Genomic DNA, 17,499 nt, shown 5'->3' on the forward strand with positions numbered 1-17,499 from the left:
GCCGTGAACAGACCCCGGCCGAGGAACCACAGCCGGAGACGACCCGTGATCTGCATGGGTTTCCGGAAGACGTGAGGCCAGGTGGCGTGGGACGCGATCAACTCACGAGCGGTGTTGGGGTTCCAGACCCGGCCGGATGCACTTCCAGGCCGCCGTCGGCGTTCAGCACCGGGCGACGGCCCGGGTAGGTACGGCGTGCTGTCTCCAGGTCACGCTCGTCGAAGTCGCCTCGGCGCGATGCTCGCCGACGACATGGGCCTGGGCGCCGACCGCAGCCTCGAAGACGTCATCTCGCGCACGATCGTCATCACCAGCTATGAGACGCTCCGCCGCGACGTCGACCTGCTGGCCCTGATGCCCTTTCGACCTGGTCGTCGCCGACGAAGCCCAGATGGTCAAGAACCACCGCACCGCCACCGCCCGTGCCCTGCGCCGCATCAAGGCCACCATCCGGGTGGCACTGACCGGCACCCTGGTCGAGAACAACCTCACCGAGGCGTGGGCCCTCATGGACTGGCTCAATCCAGGACTGTTCGGCACACAGCGCGTCTTCCGTGACCAGTCCGCCCGCCCCATCGAGGACAACATCGCCGATACCGAGCGAACCGCACGGCTGTCCGGCCTCATGAGCGCGTTCATGCTACGCCGCCGCAAGAGCGACCCGGGCATCCTGAGCGAGCTGCCGCCCAAGGACATCCGGCCGCGCGTCGTCAGCCTCACCCATGAACAGATCGAGCTCTACCAGCAGACCGCCGACGACACGTTCCAGGCGATCCGAGACGCCCAAGGAGCGTACCGTAAAGGCGTGTTGCTGGAGTTGTTCAACAAACTGCAGCAGATCTGCAACTCGCCTGCCCAGTACCACAAGGACCGCCTGGAAGAGGAGTACGACCCCGCGCGGGCGGCATCCCGATCCGGCAAGATCGGCGCACTCGACGACCTGCTGCCCGCTTTGACGGCACCTGACGAATCAGCACTGATCTTCACCCGGTACCGGTCCATGGCCAAGCTCCTTCTACGGCACCTGCGCAGCCACTCGGCTGGAGTGCGCACTGCACGAGGACGCACTCCGCCTTGCGCAGCAGTCCCCGGCATCCGGCTTCCCGAGACGGCCGAGCGACTGGGCACCGACATCGCTGATCTGCGAGAACAGATCTCGGCGTACAAGCCCAGCTGCGGTGGCGCCCAACAGAAACCTCCTGCGTAACGATCAGTGAGCACAGGAACGAGCTGCACATCAGAAGGCCGACACATCCCTGATCAAGCCGGGGGATTCACCGGTTCGGGTGTGCCACGCCGGGACGGTGGAAGAGAGGGGATCGCCATGTGGGAGTCCGAGGAGTTCGGTGCCGAGCACGAGGGCCGGCCCGGCCTCCTCCTGGCCGACGGCACCGAACCGGGCCCGGTCTGCTTCGACACCGGGAGCGGGCCCACGGTGCCCCAAATACCTGCGGCGGGGCCGGCAGACACTGATCCGCACCGACTCCGCCGGCGGCACCCACGCCTTCCTCGACTGGCTCTCCCGCCGGGGCCGATGGCTGTCGTATTCCGTCGGAATGACCATCACCGACCAGATCCACCAGGCCGTCCTGAAGATCCCGAAGAAGGCGTGGACACCGGCCTACGACGCCGGCGGCACCGAGCGGCCCGGTGCCTGGGTCGCGGAGATCACCGACATGCCCGACCTGAGCACGTGGCCCAAGGGCATGCGGCTGATCGTCCGCAAAGAACGACCGCACCCCGGTGCCCAGTTGCGCCTCACCGACCTCGACGGACTACGGCTGACCTGCTTCGCGACGAACACCAAGGGCGGCCAGCTCGCCGACCTGGAACTGCGTTACCGCAGACGGGCCCGCTGCGAGGACCGCATCCGAAACGCCCGCGACACCGGCCTGCGCAACCTGCCCCTGCACGACACCGCCCAGAACCGGATCTGGCTGGAGATCGTCTCCCTCGCACTCGACCTCCTCGCCTGGATGCCGATGCTCGCCCTGACCGCAGAAACACGCCGCTGGGAACCCAAGAAGCTCCGCCTGCGGCTGTTTTCCGCCGCCGCCCAGCTGGTCACCACCGGCCGCCGCCGCTGGCTGCGTTTCACCACACGATGGCCCTGGACCGACGAAGTCACCCGGGCAATCGACCGGCTCAATGCCTTGCCGAGCCCCGGCTGACCAGCCACACCGACCGCCCCAACGCCCCGCACCACCACACCGGGAAAGTGGAACCCGGCGCCCACCCGACGCGACAACCGGGCCGTCAACGTGCCCCAGCCCCGAAAAGACCGCACCTCGCAAACACAGATTCCCCGTCAGCACACCGACGAGGACTCATGAACGATCGAGGTTGGGGCGCACCTGATGCTCCATCAGCGCTTTCAGAATGCTCCACGCGCCTCGTCCACGCGCTCTACCAGTGCTTGGCCGCTCTGCGTAGCTTCGGTTGGCAGCGGCTCTACGGAAGTCGGCTTGGTTGGCCAGCGTCTTGGTGGTGTACGCCGAACAGGTGGGACTGTCCCGGACAGGCAAGACCGCTATGAAATATCGCTCGTCGCGCCAACACTTTGAGAGCCCGCCAGAAGGAGGGCTTCCATGAAGTACCCGACACGATTTGTTCCCCGAGGGGGATTGCGAATGTCGAAGGGCTCCCGATCATTAGTCGCCAGTATCGCGCTGGCCATGGGCCTCGCATTGTCCACCGGGACCGACGCCGCCGCGGACGGGTGGCAGGCGACTACGGATGTCTCGGACAGCAGCTACAACAACGGATACGCCAAGGAGTGCTCGTACTCCGGTGACCAGGTTCTCTTCGATACCGGCCAGGGCTGCTTCCAGCCGTACGGCGATTGGGTTTGGATCCGCGACCTCGACGCGAACGGAATCCCGGTCGGTATCACCTGGACGTACTACCCGCCGGCCGGCTCAGGTGGATCTGTCCGCAGTGGTGTGATCTACAACAGCTCGGGCAAGGACAGCGGCTGGGGCAACGTGAACAAGAACTTCATCGAAGGGGGCACGTTCAGTTGGCAGACCTGTGAGGTGAATGTCTCGACGGGGACTGTCTACTCCGGGACGTGCAGTGAGAGCCGCTCAAGGCCGTCCTGACCTTCTCCTGAGTACTCGTTCTCAGCATCCTGAGCAGGAGCGACGGTGGCCGCCGTCAGCAATGCGGCCACCACCGTTCAGGGTATGACCGGTCCAAACACCCTGAGATCGCTTCATCCTGAAGAAGCGGACGTGACACACCCCCTTTTCCTGCCTGCATGAGACGGCCGGTGAAGGGACGCTCCGCGTGCGGCCCATCGTCGGACAGCCGGGACCGGAGGTCTGCGCATCGCCGTCCGGTTACGGTCGGGTGCGCAGCAGCTCGGGGATGCGGCTGGTCTGTCCGAGCCAGGTGGCGACGTCTTTGTCGATGTACTCGACCAGGCGCAGGATCTCGGTGTGGGCTTCGGGGAGGGCGAGCCGGCGGGTCCGGCCGCGGCGGTCGGTCTGGCCCGGGAGGGGAACGCCGTCGATCTGCGGTTCGTGGTGGGCGGCGCGGTTGGGCCACGTGGCGCAACATCACCCTGCCCGCCGACCTGGCGACCGGGACCGTTCATGGTGCGGTCGTCGAACAAGTCGGCACGCGCGTACCAGGTGGCCCCGTACTCGGCGGCGAGCTGCTCCGCCATGGCATTACGCAGAACGACCTCGGCAAGAGCGATCACCTCGCTGAAGGCGGCCGACAGGCGCACGTTCCACAGGTACAGCTCCATCGCCGCCGGCGTGGGCGCGGCGGCGAGAAAGAGGGCCAGGCGAGGCCGGGAGATCAGCAGCTCCAGCAGCTTGAGCTGCGCTGCGGTCGGTTGTATCTGCACCCCCTGATGTGTCATGGCCGACAGATTCCCCGGTTCAGCCCTGGCTTACGTCACGCGACCGGGGTCAGACATTTGAGGGGCCTTCACCAGTCGGTGAAGGCCCTCAGCTATTGCCGCAGGCCTGGTAGCCGTCACCCGGCAACCGGCCGATGTCACGCGAACGAATGAAGCCAGCGAGTGTTCCAGCGGTGGCCGGCGAACCCCGTCAGACTGCGCGGCGTGAAGATCACGACTCAACCTGTCCTGGCTCTGCTGGGGACGAGCCTGCTCCTGGCGGCCACGGCCGGCTGCGCGGTCGACTCCCCGCCCCAGCACTCCGAACGGCTGCAGAAGGCCGCAGGACTGAAGACGTTCCAGATCGATACGATCAAAGAGCTGTGGGAGAAGACCTCGGAGCAGACTCCCTACAACCAGACGGATCGCTCTATCAAGGCCGAGGTGACACCACTGTCCAACGGCCTGTCATCCGAGTCCATCCGTATGTACGACGAGATCTCCGCAGCACTGGACCGGGCTACCAAGCGGCCCGGCCCCGACGAACCGCCCCCGCGAATCGTTGTGGACACCGCCTACCTCGACGCCAAGCCCTCCCGGACAAGCGGCGACTGAAACCAGGGAAGCCCGCCCAAGGCGCGTGCCAGTGCTCTCCCTGCCGCCATGACACCCGAGACCTCCGCGGCCGCGCTGACCGCTCGGGCCGAGTACCACAGCGACTGGCACGTCTACATCGACGACCCCGCTCTCGGCCCGCTCGGCTATTGCACCGGCACCGGCCCCTGGACGAAGTCGCCGCCGATGGACGAGGCACCGTTCACAGCGACCGTCGAGAAGGCCGGCGCGGCGTGGATAAGCTCGCTCCTTAATTCGCTTACGACCTGGGGAGCGATGCCGGTGAGGGGGTGGCTGGTCGCTCAGGGCTGCACTGCGTCGAACGGCAGAATGCGATGAAAGACGACCATGGCTTGGCCGGGGCCGTTGTAGTCATCGACGGTCTTCGCGTCGAAGCCGAGGCGGCGATGGAATGCGATCGAGCCGGTGTTTCCGAGTGACGTGATCGCCTTCAATCGCAGCGCGCCGTGGCGATGGGCGGCGTCAGCGAACGCCGCATACAGACGGCGCCCGAGACCGGTGCCGCGGGTGTCGTCCCGAGTAGCGATCAGGTGTACGTACCCGGTGCCGGTCGGGGTGACGAACCCGATGATGTACCCGTGGATTCCATCCTCGGCTCGGGCGACGAGACAGGTTTCACCAAACTCTTGCACCAGGGCCAGGAGGTGCAGGGAGCGAAGGTCGCGGTCTCCCCAGTATCGGTGGTGATCAGCGAGAACCTGGTGGATGTCGGTCATCCCTGCCGATGTGATCTGAGTGCGCATGACACGGATCATGGCAGGCGCCATGCCCGTTTGAGGAGCAGAAGTGCCAGCCGGCCCGTGACATGGCAAGGGCCTCACGGGTTGGGTGAGTTGTGACGCTTACGGGTCGACCTATGGAGCAGAGCCACTAAACTGCCTGTGTCACGGTGGTGAAATGGGAGAAGAACACCCGCTGGTGACACCGCGTCACGTGCCGGTGCGGCGATACGGGGCCCAGTGGCCCTGTCCCGCACCGGAGGACGTGTCCGCCCCGGCCCGCACGGGCCTACGAGCCGACGGGAGACCACACGTGCCGTCCCAGGGCAGCGCCCACCCGCCCCCCTCGCCCGGCACTCCGGGCGCTGACCCCGGCGGGCCCCGCTTCACGGACGCCTTCGCGCGCCGGCCCGCCGCGCCCCGGCGCCGGCTGCTGCCCGAGAAGCGCGTCTGGACCACCGTGGCCGGCGCGGCGGTGGTAACCGCCGTCGTGGCCCTCGCCGTGCCCGTCGTGGGCCGGGTCACCTTCGTGGCGAACGAGCCCGCGGCCCACGTGGCCGCCGCCGACGCCGCGCCCCGCCCCAGCCCTACGGGCGCCACGCCGGCGCAGCCCGCGCAGCCCGCGCCGGGCGGGTCCGGCGCGCCCTCCGGAGCCGCCGCCCCCGACGCGCCGCGGGCCCAGGGCGCCCCCGTGCCCGCCGCGCTGCCCGCCGCGAGCAAGGCGCCCGGCGGTAACGGCACGCAGGCGTCCGGGACGTCCGCCCACCCCAAGCCGCGGCAAACGCAGCCGCAACAGTCACAGCAGCCGACCAAGAAGGTCGCGTCGGACCCGGCCCCGGCCGGATCGATGATCGTGGGCACCGGTTCCAACCGCTGCATCGACATCCCCGGCGGCAACCCGCTCGACGGCCTCCAGCTCCAGATCCACGACTGCGACGGCCGGGCTCCGCAGCGCTGGGAGTTCCGCGGCGACGGCACGGTCCGGGCCATGGGCCTGTGCATGGACGTGGCCTGGGGTTCCCGCAACGACGGCGCCGCCATCCAGCTCGCCCACTGCAGCGGCAACCCGGCGCAGCGTTTCGTGATGAGCGGCGCCGGGGACCTCGTCAACCCGCAGGCGGACAAGTGCGTGGAGGTCAAGGACCGGTCCACGGGCGACGGCGCCAAGCTCCAGCTGTGGACCTGCTCCGGCACCAGCAACCAGAAGTGGCGCCTGGCCTGACGCGGGCCCCGGCCCGGCGTCAGCCGGCCGTGCCCCCGGCGGCGGTGGTGAGCGCTGCCGGGGAGCCGGCCCGGCCCGCCGGGGCCGGCTCTGCCGGGACGTCCAGTTCCGGCACGTCCAGCGCGCAGAGCGTCACCAGATCGTCCTCCGTGGGGAGTTCGATCTCCGCGACCCGGTACGCCTGCCGCTCCGTCATCGCCTGGAACACCTGACGGGCGGAACGGCCGTTACCGAACCGGCCGTCGCGGGGCATGTGCCCGAAGTAGCCGTGCAGCATCCCGCGCGCGTCGTCGGTGAGGTTGTACTGGTGTGCGGACGCGTGCTGTTCAACGATCCGCACCAGCTCGGGCGTGTTGTAGTCCTCGAACAGCAGAGTCCGGTTGAACCGCGAGGCGAGGCCCGGGTTCGAGTCGATGAAGTGCTCCATCTCGTTCGGGTAGCCCGCTACGATGACGACCACCGCGTCCCGGTGGTCCTCCATCAGCTTCACCAGGGTGGCGATGGCTTCCTGGGCGAAGTCGTTCCCGCCGCCCCCTCCCGCCGGTGCCAGCGAGTACGCCTCGTCGATGAACAGCACCCCGCCCATGGCCTCCTGGAAGACGCGCTGGGTCTTCGGGCCGGTGTGGCCGACGTACTCGCCGACCAGCGCGGACCGGTCCGCCTCCACCAGGTGGCCGCACTCCAGCAGGCCGACAGCGGTCAGGATCCTCCCGTAGAGCCGGGCCACGGTGGTCTTGCCGGTGCCGGGGTTGCCGGCGAAGACCAGGTGGCGGCTGAGCGGCGGCGCCGCCAGCCCGGCGACCTCGCGGCGCTGCACCATGCGCATCAGCTTGACCAGCGAGGCGACGTCGTGCTTGACGCCCTCCAGCCCGATCAGCCGGTCCAGTTCGGCGAGCAGGCTCTCCAGGCTCTCCGCCTCGTCCGCGCCGTCCCCGTCGTCCGCGCCCTCGGTGCCCCGGTCCTCCACGCCGTCGTGGGACGTGCCGCCGCCGGACTCGGCCGCACGGTCCGGGGCGCCGCCCGGCTGCGGCCACACGGCGTTCGCCACCCGCAGCGACACGCAGTCCTCGGTCACCGGCGCGGCCTGCGGATCGGCGCTCAGGTCCTCCTCGGCGTCCCGGACCCGGACGCGCCGCAGTACGGGCGCTGCGCCCGCGCCCACGTGCACGGCCGGGTAGCCGGGCGCCACGAGGTCCACGTCCTCGAAGACGCCGCCCCCGCCAGGCTCCACCACCAGGCCGTTCTTCCCGGCCGCCGTCACATGTACGTCCCGCAGCCGCGGCCGGGAGCCGGCAGCCACCACGATCCCGGAGCCGGCCGGGTCCCGGATCTCCACGTCCGCCACGACGGGCCGGGCGTCCTCGCCCACCACCAGCGCGGCCGTGCCCGCCCGCAGCAGCCGGGCCCCGGCCAGCCGGACCGTACCGGGTCCGAGGACCACGGCGGCCCGCTCCACGTCGGACACCCGGCAGTCCGTCAGTTCCGCCTCGCCCTGCCGCCCGGAGACCGTCACGCCCTGGCGGCAGCGCGCCACCTCCAGGCCGGCCACGCCGGCCCGCGCCTCGTCGGCCAGGTCGAGGCCCGACATGCCGCAGCCGGTGATCCGGGCGTCGGTGAGCTCCAACGAAGCCGAGGCCACCGCGTGCACCCCGTGCTCGGGCGACCGCGCGGCCCGCAGCCCGTCCAGGACGGCCGTGGCGCCGTCGCCCGCGTGCACAGCGCTGTACCGGGTACCGGTCACGGAGCAGCCGGTGAGGCGGACCGCGGCCTCGTCGGCCGCCAGCACGCCGTTCGCCCCCGCGTCCCGTACGTCGGTGTCCGCCGCCTCCAGCGCCGCCGCGTCCCGGACCGCCAGCGCTGTGCCGCCCGTACGGACGATCCGGACGCCGGTGAGCCGGACCCGGGCGGTGCCGTCGGCGGCCACGCCGGAGCCGCCGCAGTCGCGCAGGGCACAGTCCCGCAGCTCCATCTGGCCCGCGCCGGTGATGCCCACCGCGTCGGCTCCAGCGCCGGTCAGCTCGCAGCCGGACAGGCGTACGCCGCCGCCGTCCCGGCCGGGTTCCGCTTCCCGGTCCCGGTTCTTGTCCCGGTCCCGGTCCCGGTTCTTGTGCTGGTCCTGGTCCTCGTCCGGGGGCAGCGGGGAGCTGCCGAGGACACGGACGGCCTCCGCCCCGCAGTCCCGCAGCCGGGTGTCCGCCGCATCGACGGCGGCCTCGTCCTCCACCAGCAGCCCGCTGCGGCCCGGTGCCTCGACCAGGCTTCCGCGCAGCGTCAGCCGGGCCCGTTCGCGGATCCGCAGCGCCGAGCCGGTCACCGCGCGCACCGTGGTGTCGGTGACCTCCAGGAACGTGTCGCCGCCCGCGACCAGGCCCGTGCCGGTGATGCCGACGAGCAGGCAGGCGTCGAGGCGCACCGTGCCGGTGGTGCGCAGCAGCACTCCGGCCAGGTGCGCGCCGCGCAGGGTGAGCCCGCGCAGGGTGGCGGTGGCGTCGCCGAGCACGTCGAGCCGGCCGTCGGTGACGCCGCCGCCGGTCCACGCGCAGGCGCCGCCGGACAGCACGACCGCCGGCCGGTCGCCGGCGGTGCCGCGGACCGTGATCCCGGCCAGGACCGCGCGGACGCCGGGGGCGACCTTCAGCACCGGGGCGTCCGACTCGGCGTCCGTGCCCGTCTGCGTGTCGGGGGCGGCCAGGACGACGCCGGGCGCACCGCCGTCCGGGTCCGCCGGGTCCTGCGGGCCGGTGGCCGCGCGGAGCGTGACGTCCCGGTCCAGGCGGAGCCGTTCGCGGTGCACACCGGGCGCCACGAGCACTGTGTCACCCGGATCCGCCGCCGCGAGGGCGGCCGTGACGGTCTCGTATGCCACGGCGGCGCCGCCCGGTACGGCGCGGTGGGCGGCGAGGCGGTGCGGGGCGGGCGGGGTCACGGGGTTCCTCCGTCGGACGGGTGGTGGGGCCGGCCGGGCGGTGAGGGGGAGTCGCCCAGCTGCAGTCGGCCCATCCGGTGGGACGACATGTCGACGCCGAGCTGCTCCAGCAGGCGCTCTGCCCGGTTCAGCGCGCTCTCGGCCTCCTGCGCCCGGCTGGTCACCGCTTCGAGCGCCCGGGAGCCGGACGAGGACTCGCCGGCCCGCGCGCGCAGCGGGTCAAGGTCGCGGGTGGCCCGGATGAGTTCGCCGCTTGCGTTCAGGTACTGCTGCCAGGCGGTGTCCACGTTCTGCTGGTGCGTGGTCCGGGCAGGCCCGGGAACGGACGGCGCGGGCACGGTGGACGGGCCCGGCTCGCCGGCTCCGCCGCGGCGACGGGGGCGCTTGGGCGGCGGGGGGCCGTCGTAGCCGGCTCTGCCGCTGTCGCCCTGCCCCGGGTGCCCGGCCGCGCCGGGCCCGCCGGACGCCGGGGCCGGCGGCGCGGATGCGGCCTGCGGCGGCCCGACACGCCAGCCGCTGCCGTGTTCCCAGGTGAGGATGAGCGGCTCGCTCTCGCCGTCCCGGGGCCGCTTGCGTCCGGCGTCCGCCGGACGCTTCACCTCATGGCGGAAGCCGTCGCCGCCGGTGACGTGGATGTCCCGGCGAAGTGCCGCCGCGTACTGCTTCAGCACGAGCAGGCCGCCCGGGTCCATGGCGAACGGCTTCCTGCTGCGGATGAACCCCTGGAGCGTGTCGGAGGGCGGGTGGATGTGGCCCTGGGCCAGACGGGTGAAGAAGTCCTCGACGCCGATGCCCTTGGCCCCCAGGTCGTCGATGACCGGCTCGAGGTTCTTGTCGGCGGCGTTCTTCGCGGTGTTGCGCCAGTTGAACAGCTTCTTCGCATACTTCGCATACTTCTCCGGGTCGTCCACGTCCGTGGGCATGGGCTTGGCCCTGGGGTACGGCTTGTCGAGCCCGTCCAGGGTGCTGCGCAGCAGGCCTTGCGGGTCGAGCGCGGCGTCCTTCAGGGCGGCGAAGAGCGAGCCGCGCGGCTGCGGCAGTTGCGCCCCCGGCCCGAGGTGTTCCTCGCGCAGGTAGCGCAGCCGGCGCAGCAGCGCCATGGGGTCGTTGGACAGGGCCAGGTCGCGCATCGCGAGCCGGAGTTCGTCGGGGGAGATTCCGGCGTGCAGCCCGTCGGCGCCGGGCACGCGCGCCGACACCGCGGTGGTGGGCGGGTTCTTGTGGGAGCCCAGGCGCGAGTCGAGGTTGCCCGACACCTTGCCTGCGATGCGGGTCGGCGGCGGGGCGCCCGGGTGGTCGTGCACACCGGGCGCGGGGCCGACGGGAGGAGCCGACCGCGGGGCGTGCTTGTTCGGGAACAGCGGGTCGTCTCCGGTCGGGACGCCCGTGGCGTTGTCGCCCGGCGGGTCACCGGGCGAGCCCGTCCACTCGTCCCGGTGATTGGCCGGGTGCAGGCCGCCCTGGTCGGCCCGCGATGGGCCGACCAGCCGGCCCATCGGGTTCTTGAGGCTGCCGTGGTCCTGGGGCAGCTTGCCGGTCCTCCCCTTGGCGCCCGCGATCAGCCGGGCCACGTCGGTCGGCACGGCGGCGCCCTGCACGTCGTTGACGAAGGCCGCGCCGCGCTCCGGCAGGGTGTTGTTGCCGGCGGCGATGGCCCGTTCGGCGAGGCGGGTGTCCAGCGCGTCGATGGCACGGTTCAGCAGCTTCGGGGTCGCGGTGGTGGCCGGTGCCTTGCCGTGCGGCGGCACCGAGCTGTCGAACGACTCTGCGAGGGAGCGAAGCCGGTTCGCGTCGACGGGTTTGAACTCGCCGAGGCCGTCCAGGGAGTCGGCCAACTGCCGGATCACGTCCCGCGCGGCCAGCTGGTCGGCCTTCGGGATCCCGACCCCGCCCGGCCACAGGGAGTCGGCCGCCCGGCGCAGCAGGTTACGGGCGTCGTCGGCCGCAACGGTGAAGGCCGGCAGCGGCAGTCGGCGGTTCAGCTCCCAGGCGTTCAACTGGTTGAGCCGGTTGCCGAGCGCGGCAAACTCGCCCGCACCGTCGCCGAAGCTGAGGGCCTCCCCGTCCTGCCGCCTCAGCATCGTGGCGGCGGCGTCCACGAAGAGGTTCGGCTCGGGGGCGTACGGCAGCTGCGGGTGGATCATCGCGAGCCGGGTCCGTGCGCTCATGTCGCGCTCGATGCGCTGGAACAGCCCGGGCAGATCGCCCTCGGTGATGACCTTCGGGCCGCCCTTGCCCTTGCCCTTGCCGCTCGCCGCGGCGTCCGCGAAGTCCTTGGCGATCCTGGCGTTGGCTTCCTTGAGTAGATCGGACGTCGCCCCCTCTGCGGTGAGGTCGGGCGCGCGGTAGCCGCCGGCCATCATCAGTGGACGCAGCGGCGGCTCCGGCTCCTGACCGGCCGCGCGAACGGCGGCGTGGTCGGGCATGCACAGCGTTTCCTCGAAGTAGTTGAAGACGTGCCGGCCGTCGGGGACCACGTGCGGGTGGAAGTCGAAGTCCATGATGGAGAAGTAGGGATGGAGACCGCACTCCATCATGGTGCGGGCCAGATACCCGCCGACCGTGCTCTCGAGCACGGCGTTGCGGACCGTGCCGTACGGGAAGGAGCCGTTGGCCGGCTTGTACGGCACGCGCACCAGCGCCACCGGGTGGGGGAACCGGGCGTCCTTCAGCGCGGCGTGCATGGCGTTCCCGATGGCGGCCAGTTCGGCTTCGGGCCCGTTGACGCCGATCACGACCGCGACGCGCCCGTCGAACTCGTGCAGGCCCGTTCCGACCGTGTCCAGGAAGCGCTGCAGGCCGCCGTTGGCCAGACCGTCCCAGCGCACGATCGCGTTGACGACGAACCCCAGGGGCCGGGACTCGGCCACGCTCTCGCGGACGAAGTTCAGGTAGGCCTCTTCGTCCAGCGTGCCCGTGAGCGGGGTGGTCTGGCCGGGGTGGCCGTCGGGGAAGTTGACGAGCACCAGCCGGCCGTCGGCGCCCTGGCCCGCGCCGGGCGGTGTCCACTCGCGCACGCCGCCGACCGGTGCGGCAGGCACCGCTTCCGCAGTGTGCGTGGACGGGTGGGCGCCGACACCCTCGTGCACGTCCACGTCCATGGCGTCGTCGGCCACGCCCGGCGGCGACCCCCCGCCCGCGCCGGTGCCCGCCGGGGGCGGGGGGTCGCCGAGGAGGCGGCGGGGGGTGGGGGCGCCGCCGAGGAGGAAGCCGCCGCGGTCGGTGAAGATGCGTCCGATGACGCTCCGGATCTCGCGGTGGGTGGCCACCGGGTCCATGCCGAGTCGACGCAGCGTGTCCTCGGCCCGGTCGACGGCCTGTTCGGCACGGGCGTAGTCGTCCAGGGCCGCCCGGTGGGCGGGGGTGGGGCCGGAGGAGGGGCCGACGCCCGGCGGCGGCGCGACCTCGTCGAGCCGCTTCTCGGCCTGGCCCAGCCGGCTCAGCGCCTGCTCGTAGGACGCCCAGCCGTTGACCCGGGCGGAGGCCGCAAAGCCGGAGGTGTTGCCGATCACGACCTGGTGGGCGGCGTGGAACCGCCGGTTCATGACGATGGCCGCGTCCCGGCCGCCCCACTTGTTGCTGGTGGGCAGGATCGTCGGGCCGGACAGTCCGTCGCCGCCGAGCTGCGACGCCGGGGCCGGGCCCCTGCCCTTGCCGCCAAGAGTCGGCGGCGGGGCGGGCACGGCCGACGCGGGGACGGGCACGGCGCCGTCCCCGGCAGGTACGGGGGAGTGCGGGGCCGCGGCGGCCGGGGTGGGCGCCGGGGTGTGCGTGGCTGAAGCCGGGGGCGGGGTGGCGAGATCCGGGCCGCCGGTGCGGCCGGGGCGGGCCACCAGGTCGAGGGCGGCGTCGGCCGCGCCGCGCGGCGCGGCACCGGCGGTGTCCAGCGCGGGGCGCGCGGAGACCGCGGTGACGTTCTCCGCGCGGACGCCGTGTGTGACGGGCGGCGGACCCGCCGGACCGTCGCCCCGCAGCAGGCTCAGGGCCAGCTCCTGCGGGTTCAGGGCCGGTGCGGGCGGCGGCGCCGCGGCCGAGGCCGCCGCCGGGGGCGGGGCGGCGCCGCGCCCCGGGACACCGCGCCCCGGTACGGGCACCCCGTCGCCGGGCACCTTCGCCCCGGCGTTCACGGGCGGTACGGCGTGCCCGGCGCCGGTGTCGGGGGCGCGGACACCCGTGGCCGGGGCGTGGCCGGCGGCGGTGGCCGGGGGCCCGTGCGCCGCGCTCGTTCCGGGCACGTGGAGGGCACCGGTGGCCGGGGCCGGGGCCGCGTGGGTCAGGCCGGAGCCCGGAACCTCGACCGCGCCCGCCGGGTTCGGCACGAGGTGCGCCTCGCCCGTACCCGGCACCCGGACCGCGCCGCCGCCCGCGTGCGCGGCCGCACCGGTGCCCGCGCCCACGCCAGGAGGCTGCACCGCGCCCGTCCCGGGGACGTGGCTCACCGGGGCGGGCCCGACCGGGGCCGTAGCGGCGATCGAGTGCGCGTCCATCGTCCGTACCGGTGCGTCGCCGATGCGCAGCGAGATGCCGTCCGCCCGGATGCCGGTGACGGACACATCGCCCAGCGACAGCGCGTGCAGTTCACCGAAGGTGAGGCCGTCCAGGTCCTCGGCGTACCCGACCGCGCCCCGCGCCATCGACACACCGTCGCTCACGCCCGCCACCGGCACGCCGGAGACGCCGGCCGCTCCGGGGTGCACGCCCGGATCGGTCCGCGGGACGGTGTGCGCGAGCGGCGCCGGGGTGTGGGCGTCGCGCAGCAGGTCGATGGAGGTGTGGCCGTTCACCAGCAGGTTGCTGTCCAGCCGGACCTGGCCGCCGGCCAGGTCGGTCTGCGCCACCAGGTGCGGACCGCCGGGCAGCCCGCCGGGGATGCTGAGCCCACTCGGCGCGGTGGTCATCCCGTGCGGCGCGGCCGGCAGGTGCAGCTCCGTACCCGGCGGCGGCGCCATCGTGAATCCGCCCGGTACATGCACCCCGGCGCCGGGCGTCGGCACCCCGCCGACCAGCGAGCCGCCCCCGAGCCCGTGCATGGCAGGCGCGGTCAGCGTCCCCGGCCCGGCGTGCGCGCCGAGGCCCGGCAGTCCACGCATCCCGTCCAGGCCACCGAAGCCGAGAGAGCCGAGGTTGACCGTCGGCAGCTTCGTCATCGACAGGTGCACGAGGTCGGCCGTACCGGTGAACCCGGCGCCCGCGCCCGGCCGGAACAGCCCGCCCGGCGACGGGACCCCGGAGAAGCCGCCCGCGCCGAACCGCACCCCGGGCGGCGCCAGCGGAGGTACGGGCACCAGCGCGCCCGGCGAGACGTGCGTCAGCGTGCTGCCGCCGCGCACCACGGCCTCCGCCCGGCCGGCGTTGACGAGCAGCGCGTGCAGTTCCGGCTGGGCAATGCCGAGGACGCGCTCGCCGAACGCCAGGCGCGCGGCACCGCCGATGCCGAGCACGCTCATCTCGGCGAAGTTCAGCGGTGCCAGCGCGGCCACCGTGAACCGGCCCAGCCGCTGCACGTTGACCACGGTGTAGGCGCCGATCCTGCCCCAGCTGCCGGAGGCGTTGACGGTGGCGCGCGCCCAGTCGCCGCGGACGGTCACCACCACGTTCTTCCAGCCGTTCTGCCCGGCGGTGATGATGCCCCGGCCGATCGCGGACAGGTCGAAGCGCAGCGATGCGCCGATCTTCGCTCCCACGACCACCGGCACGACCACGAAGCGCGGCAGGCCGGTCAGCCGGGCGATGTTGCCCGCCTGGAAGGTCAGCGCCCGGGCGGAGTCGGCGATGCCGGAGGCTCCGCCCTTGAGGGTGTTGCCCAGGCCCTTGACGAGCTGGCCGACGTTGATGCCCTTGGTGCTGGGGAAGAGCACCCCGAGGAAGGCCAGGCCCAGTTCGAGGCCGCCGGCCTTGCCCTGGCTGAAGTCCACGATGGTCTTGATGAGCAGGGCGGCGTTCATGCCCCAGGCGATGATGCCGAGGATGCCACCGGTGAACACCGCGATCACCGAGATGATGATCGTGAGCCACTGGAAGACTTCCCAGAACAGGTCGCAGTCGCTGACCGGCTGCACCATCAGTGTGCCCGCGTGGTGCAGGGAGTTGCGCAGGTTCGTGGCGGCGGTGGAGACGTCCGAGGCGGCGCTGTGGGCGCGTTCCTTCATCGTCTCGCGCGCGGGGTCGTCCTCGGACATGCCCTGGGCGGCGCTCAACGCCTGGTCCGCCTCCGCCTGCGCGTTCGTCACGATGGTGGCGTACGTGCGCAGCGCGCCCTCGGCGATGCGGAAGGACTCCTCGACGCGCCCGACGAAGCGGTGCAGGTGCTCGTCGACCACGTCGCGCAGCGCGTCGGCCGTCTTGCCGATGAACCGCTGCCCGTCCCCGGCGGTGATCTGCAGCTCGCGCAGGCCGTTGTTGATGGTGCCTGCGGAGTCCGCCAGGTCCCGCATGGCGTCCGCGATGGACTTGAGCGTGGCCGGGTCGCCCGGCGTGGGGTCGGAACCCATGCCGAGGGCACTCCAGTCCCCGGGGCGTGCCGCCACCTGCGCCTCCTGGCCGTCTCCTCGTGCCCATCGCTGACACCTGGTCAACGCGGCCCGGACCACCGCCGGTTCACTCTGTGAACGATGTCACAGCTAGCCGTGGACGGGTCTGTTTCGTGAACCGTCCGCGTCCGGCGTGCGTTGCACAAGGGGACGCCGCCCCGGCGTGTCCGCCCGGACCGCCCGGATCCGCCCGTACCGCCCCGGAGGAGTGCTGTGCCCGACATCGCAGTCGACTACGAGCTGCTCAACCAGGTGGCCCAGAAGGCCCGTTCGCTCAAGGGCCAGGTGCAGCACGCCCGCGAGAGCAAGCAGGACTACTCGGTCGCGGATGTCGGCAGCGGCGTGCCCACCGCCATCCGCGCCTACTACTCGGTCTGGAAGAGCTCCTTCAAGCGCTCCGAGGAGAAGCTGGAGAAGCTCGCCAACCTCTACGAGGGCGTGGCCCGCGGCTGGGCCGACTGGGACTTCAAGCTCGCCGGTGAGGCCAGCAAGCAGGAGGCGTCCCTCGCCGCGGACCTCTACAAGACCCAGAAGGAGATCTGGGACAAGTGGCAGGAGCAGGTCCGCGCGGGCAACGTCGATCCCGACGACCCGCACGCGCCCAAGCCGCCGCAGGGCAACCGGCCCACCACGTGGACGACCTCGGACGGACACGGCAACTTGACCACCACCACGTACAAGTACGGTGAGGACGGCAAGCCGACCAAGATCACCACGGAGGTGCGCACGAGCACCGGCCTGACGAGCAAGGACGTCACGAACTACCACCCCGACGGCACCTACGACTCCTCGGCCACCGACGTCTACGGCAACGTCACCACCACCACCGGCAAGGCCGTCACCATCGAGGAGGACGGCAACAAGATCACCGACGACTCCTTCAAAAGCGTCACGAAGGCGCCCGGCGACGGCGGCGAGAGCACCACCACCGGCACCAGCCACTCCGTCTACAACATCACCACCGGGCACCGCGACACCACCACGACCTACACCCGGACCGGCCCGGACGACGGCGGCAAGCAGGAAACCGTCAAGGGCACCAGCACCACGGCCGTGGACCTCAACGGCCACGAGGTCGTCACCACGATCGAGGTCAAGGCGAACGGCAGCGGCACCAAGACCGTGGTGACCGACGGTCGTACCGAGAAGTGGGACAGCAAGAACGCGGCCGGCGACACCGGCTGGAAGTCCTCCGACGACTGACCCCGCCCGCGCCCCGTCCGGGCGTTCCGCAAGCCCTCAGACCACCTGCCCCTGTTCCACACACCCGCACCAAAGGAGCGATCCATGCCCGCCGGCAACATCAACCTCAACTACACCGAGATCGTCCGCGTTTCCAATGTCATGAACCAGGCCGTCAACGACATCAACCCGCACCTGCTGTCCACCAAGACCTCGGTCGAGGGCCTGCTCGACAACGGCCTGTTCATGCAGCAGAGCAGCCCGGCCATGAAGGCCGCCTACGAGAAGCTGACCGCCTCCCTCCAGCAGGCGGTGGAGAGCATCAACAGCTTCGCCATGCAGTTCACCAAGATCAAGGAGTCCGTGGAGAAGATGGACGCGGAGATCGCGGCCAGCACCAACAAGGCGTCCTGACCCGCCGCCCCACCCGGCCC

The 17,499-nt window shown here is 71.9% G+C and carries 10 protein-coding genes and 1 pseudogene; 8 read left to right on the top strand and 3 right to left on the bottom strand.

The features are described from left to right. The first annotated feature begins 391 nt into the window (after nt 1–391). The 5 genes and pseudogenes from ACH4EW_RS28795 to ACH4EW_RS28815 all read left to right on the top strand — a co-directional run bounded on the left by ACH4EW_RS28795 (nt 392) and on the right by ACH4EW_RS28815 (nt 4,804). The gene (locus ACH4EW_RS28795; RefSeq protein ID WP_398261846.1) at nt 392–1,207 is read left to right on the top strand and encodes a DEAD/DEAH box helicase; all 816 of its coding nucleotides are present in this window, start codon (nt 392–394) and stop codon (nt 1,205–1,207) included. Nucleotides 1,208–1,421: 214 nt separating this feature from the next. Then, nucleotides 1,422–2,171 (top strand): annotated as a pseudogene (locus ACH4EW_RS28800) (transposase); the annotation flags it as partial. Nucleotides 2,172–2,675: 504 nt separating this feature from the next. Next, nucleotides 2,676–3,101 carry a hypothetical protein gene (locus ACH4EW_RS28805; RefSeq protein ID WP_398261848.1) on the top strand — a complete coding sequence of 142 codons (426 nt, stop codon included), beginning with the start codon at nt 2,676–2,678 and terminating at the stop codon, nt 3,099–3,101. 974 nt (nt 3,102–4,075) lie between these two features. Beyond that, nucleotides 4,076–4,465, top strand: a complete 390-nt coding sequence (locus ACH4EW_RS28810) for a hypothetical protein (protein ID WP_398261850.1) — start codon at nt 4,076–4,078, stop codon at nt 4,463–4,465. Nucleotides 4,466–4,513: 48 nt separating this feature from the next. Then, entirely contained in the window at nt 4,514–4,804 is a 291-nt protein-coding gene (locus ACH4EW_RS28815) for a hypothetical protein (RefSeq protein WP_398261853.1), read from the top strand. Here the strand turns inward: ACH4EW_RS28815 and ACH4EW_RS28820 are convergent. Beyond that, a complete protein-coding gene (locus ACH4EW_RS28820; protein WP_398261855.1) occupies nt 4,768–5,229 on the bottom strand; it encodes a GNAT family N-acetyltransferase in 462 nt (153 codons plus the stop codon). The genes ACH4EW_RS28815 and ACH4EW_RS28820 overlap by 37 nt on opposite strands. Before the next feature lie 289 nt (nt 5,230–5,518). On the opposite strand from ACH4EW_RS28820, the gene ACH4EW_RS28825 reads away from it, so the two are divergent. Further along, nucleotides 5,519–6,427, top strand: coding sequence for a ricin-type beta-trefoil lectin domain protein (locus tag ACH4EW_RS28825; protein WP_398261857.1), 909 nt, complete (start codon nt 5,519–5,521; stop codon nt 6,425–6,427). A 19-nt stretch (nt 6,428–6,446) separates the two neighbouring features. Here ACH4EW_RS28825 and ACH4EW_RS28830 read toward each other — a convergent pair whose 3' ends face one another. Next, the gene (locus ACH4EW_RS28830; protein WP_398261859.1) at nt 6,447–9,353 is read right to left on the bottom strand and encodes a right-handed parallel beta-helix repeat-containing protein; all 2,907 of its coding nucleotides are present in this window, start codon (nt 9,351–9,353) and stop codon (nt 6,447–6,449) included. Continuing rightward, nucleotides 9,350–15,880, bottom strand: a complete 6,531-nt coding sequence (locus ACH4EW_RS28835) for a putative T7SS-secreted protein (RefSeq protein WP_398261861.1) — start codon at nt 15,878–15,880, stop codon at nt 9,350–9,352. Before ACH4EW_RS28835 ends, ACH4EW_RS28830 begins: the two co-directional genes overlap by 4 nt. A 216-nt stretch (nt 15,881–16,096) precedes the next feature. On the opposite strand from ACH4EW_RS28835, the gene ACH4EW_RS28840 reads away from it, so the two are divergent. Further along, the gene (locus ACH4EW_RS28840) at nt 16,097–17,086 is read left to right on the top strand and encodes a hypothetical protein (RefSeq protein ID WP_398261863.1); all 990 of its coding nucleotides are present in this window, start codon (nt 16,097–16,099) and stop codon (nt 17,084–17,086) included. An 84-nt stretch (nt 17,087–17,170) separates the two neighbouring features. Beyond that, nucleotides 17,171–17,479, top strand: a complete 309-nt coding sequence (locus ACH4EW_RS28845; RefSeq protein WP_398261865.1) for a hypothetical protein — start codon at nt 17,171–17,173, stop codon at nt 17,477–17,479. Nucleotides 17,480–17,499 lie beyond the last annotated feature (20 nt).

Origin of the sequence: Streptomyces sp. NPDC018000, assembly GCF_044328025.1 — a bacterium.
Classification (GTDB): domain Bacteria; phylum Actinomycetota; class Actinomycetes; order Streptomycetales; family Streptomycetaceae; genus Streptomyces.

Bases quoted from the DNA above. Each gene is read 5' to 3' on its own strand.
- ACH4EW_RS28795 (WP_398261846.1), top strand. From the start codon at position 392: ATGGTCAAGAACCACCGCACCGCCACCGCCCGTGCCCTGCGCCGCATC.
- ACH4EW_RS28805 (WP_398261848.1), top strand. From the start codon at position 2,676: ATGGGCCTCGCATTGTCCACCGGGACCGACGCCGCCGCGGACGGGTGG.
- ACH4EW_RS28815 (WP_398261853.1), top strand. From the start codon at position 4,514: ATGACACCCGAGACCTCCGCGGCCGCGCTGACCGCTCGGGCCGAGTAC.
- ACH4EW_RS28820 (WP_398261855.1), bottom strand. From the start codon at position 5,229: ATGCGCACTCAGATCACATCGGCAGGGATGACCGACATCCACCAGGTT.
- ACH4EW_RS28845 (WP_398261865.1), top strand. From the start codon at position 17,171: ATGCCCGCCGGCAACATCAACCTCAACTACACCGAGATCGTCCGCGTT.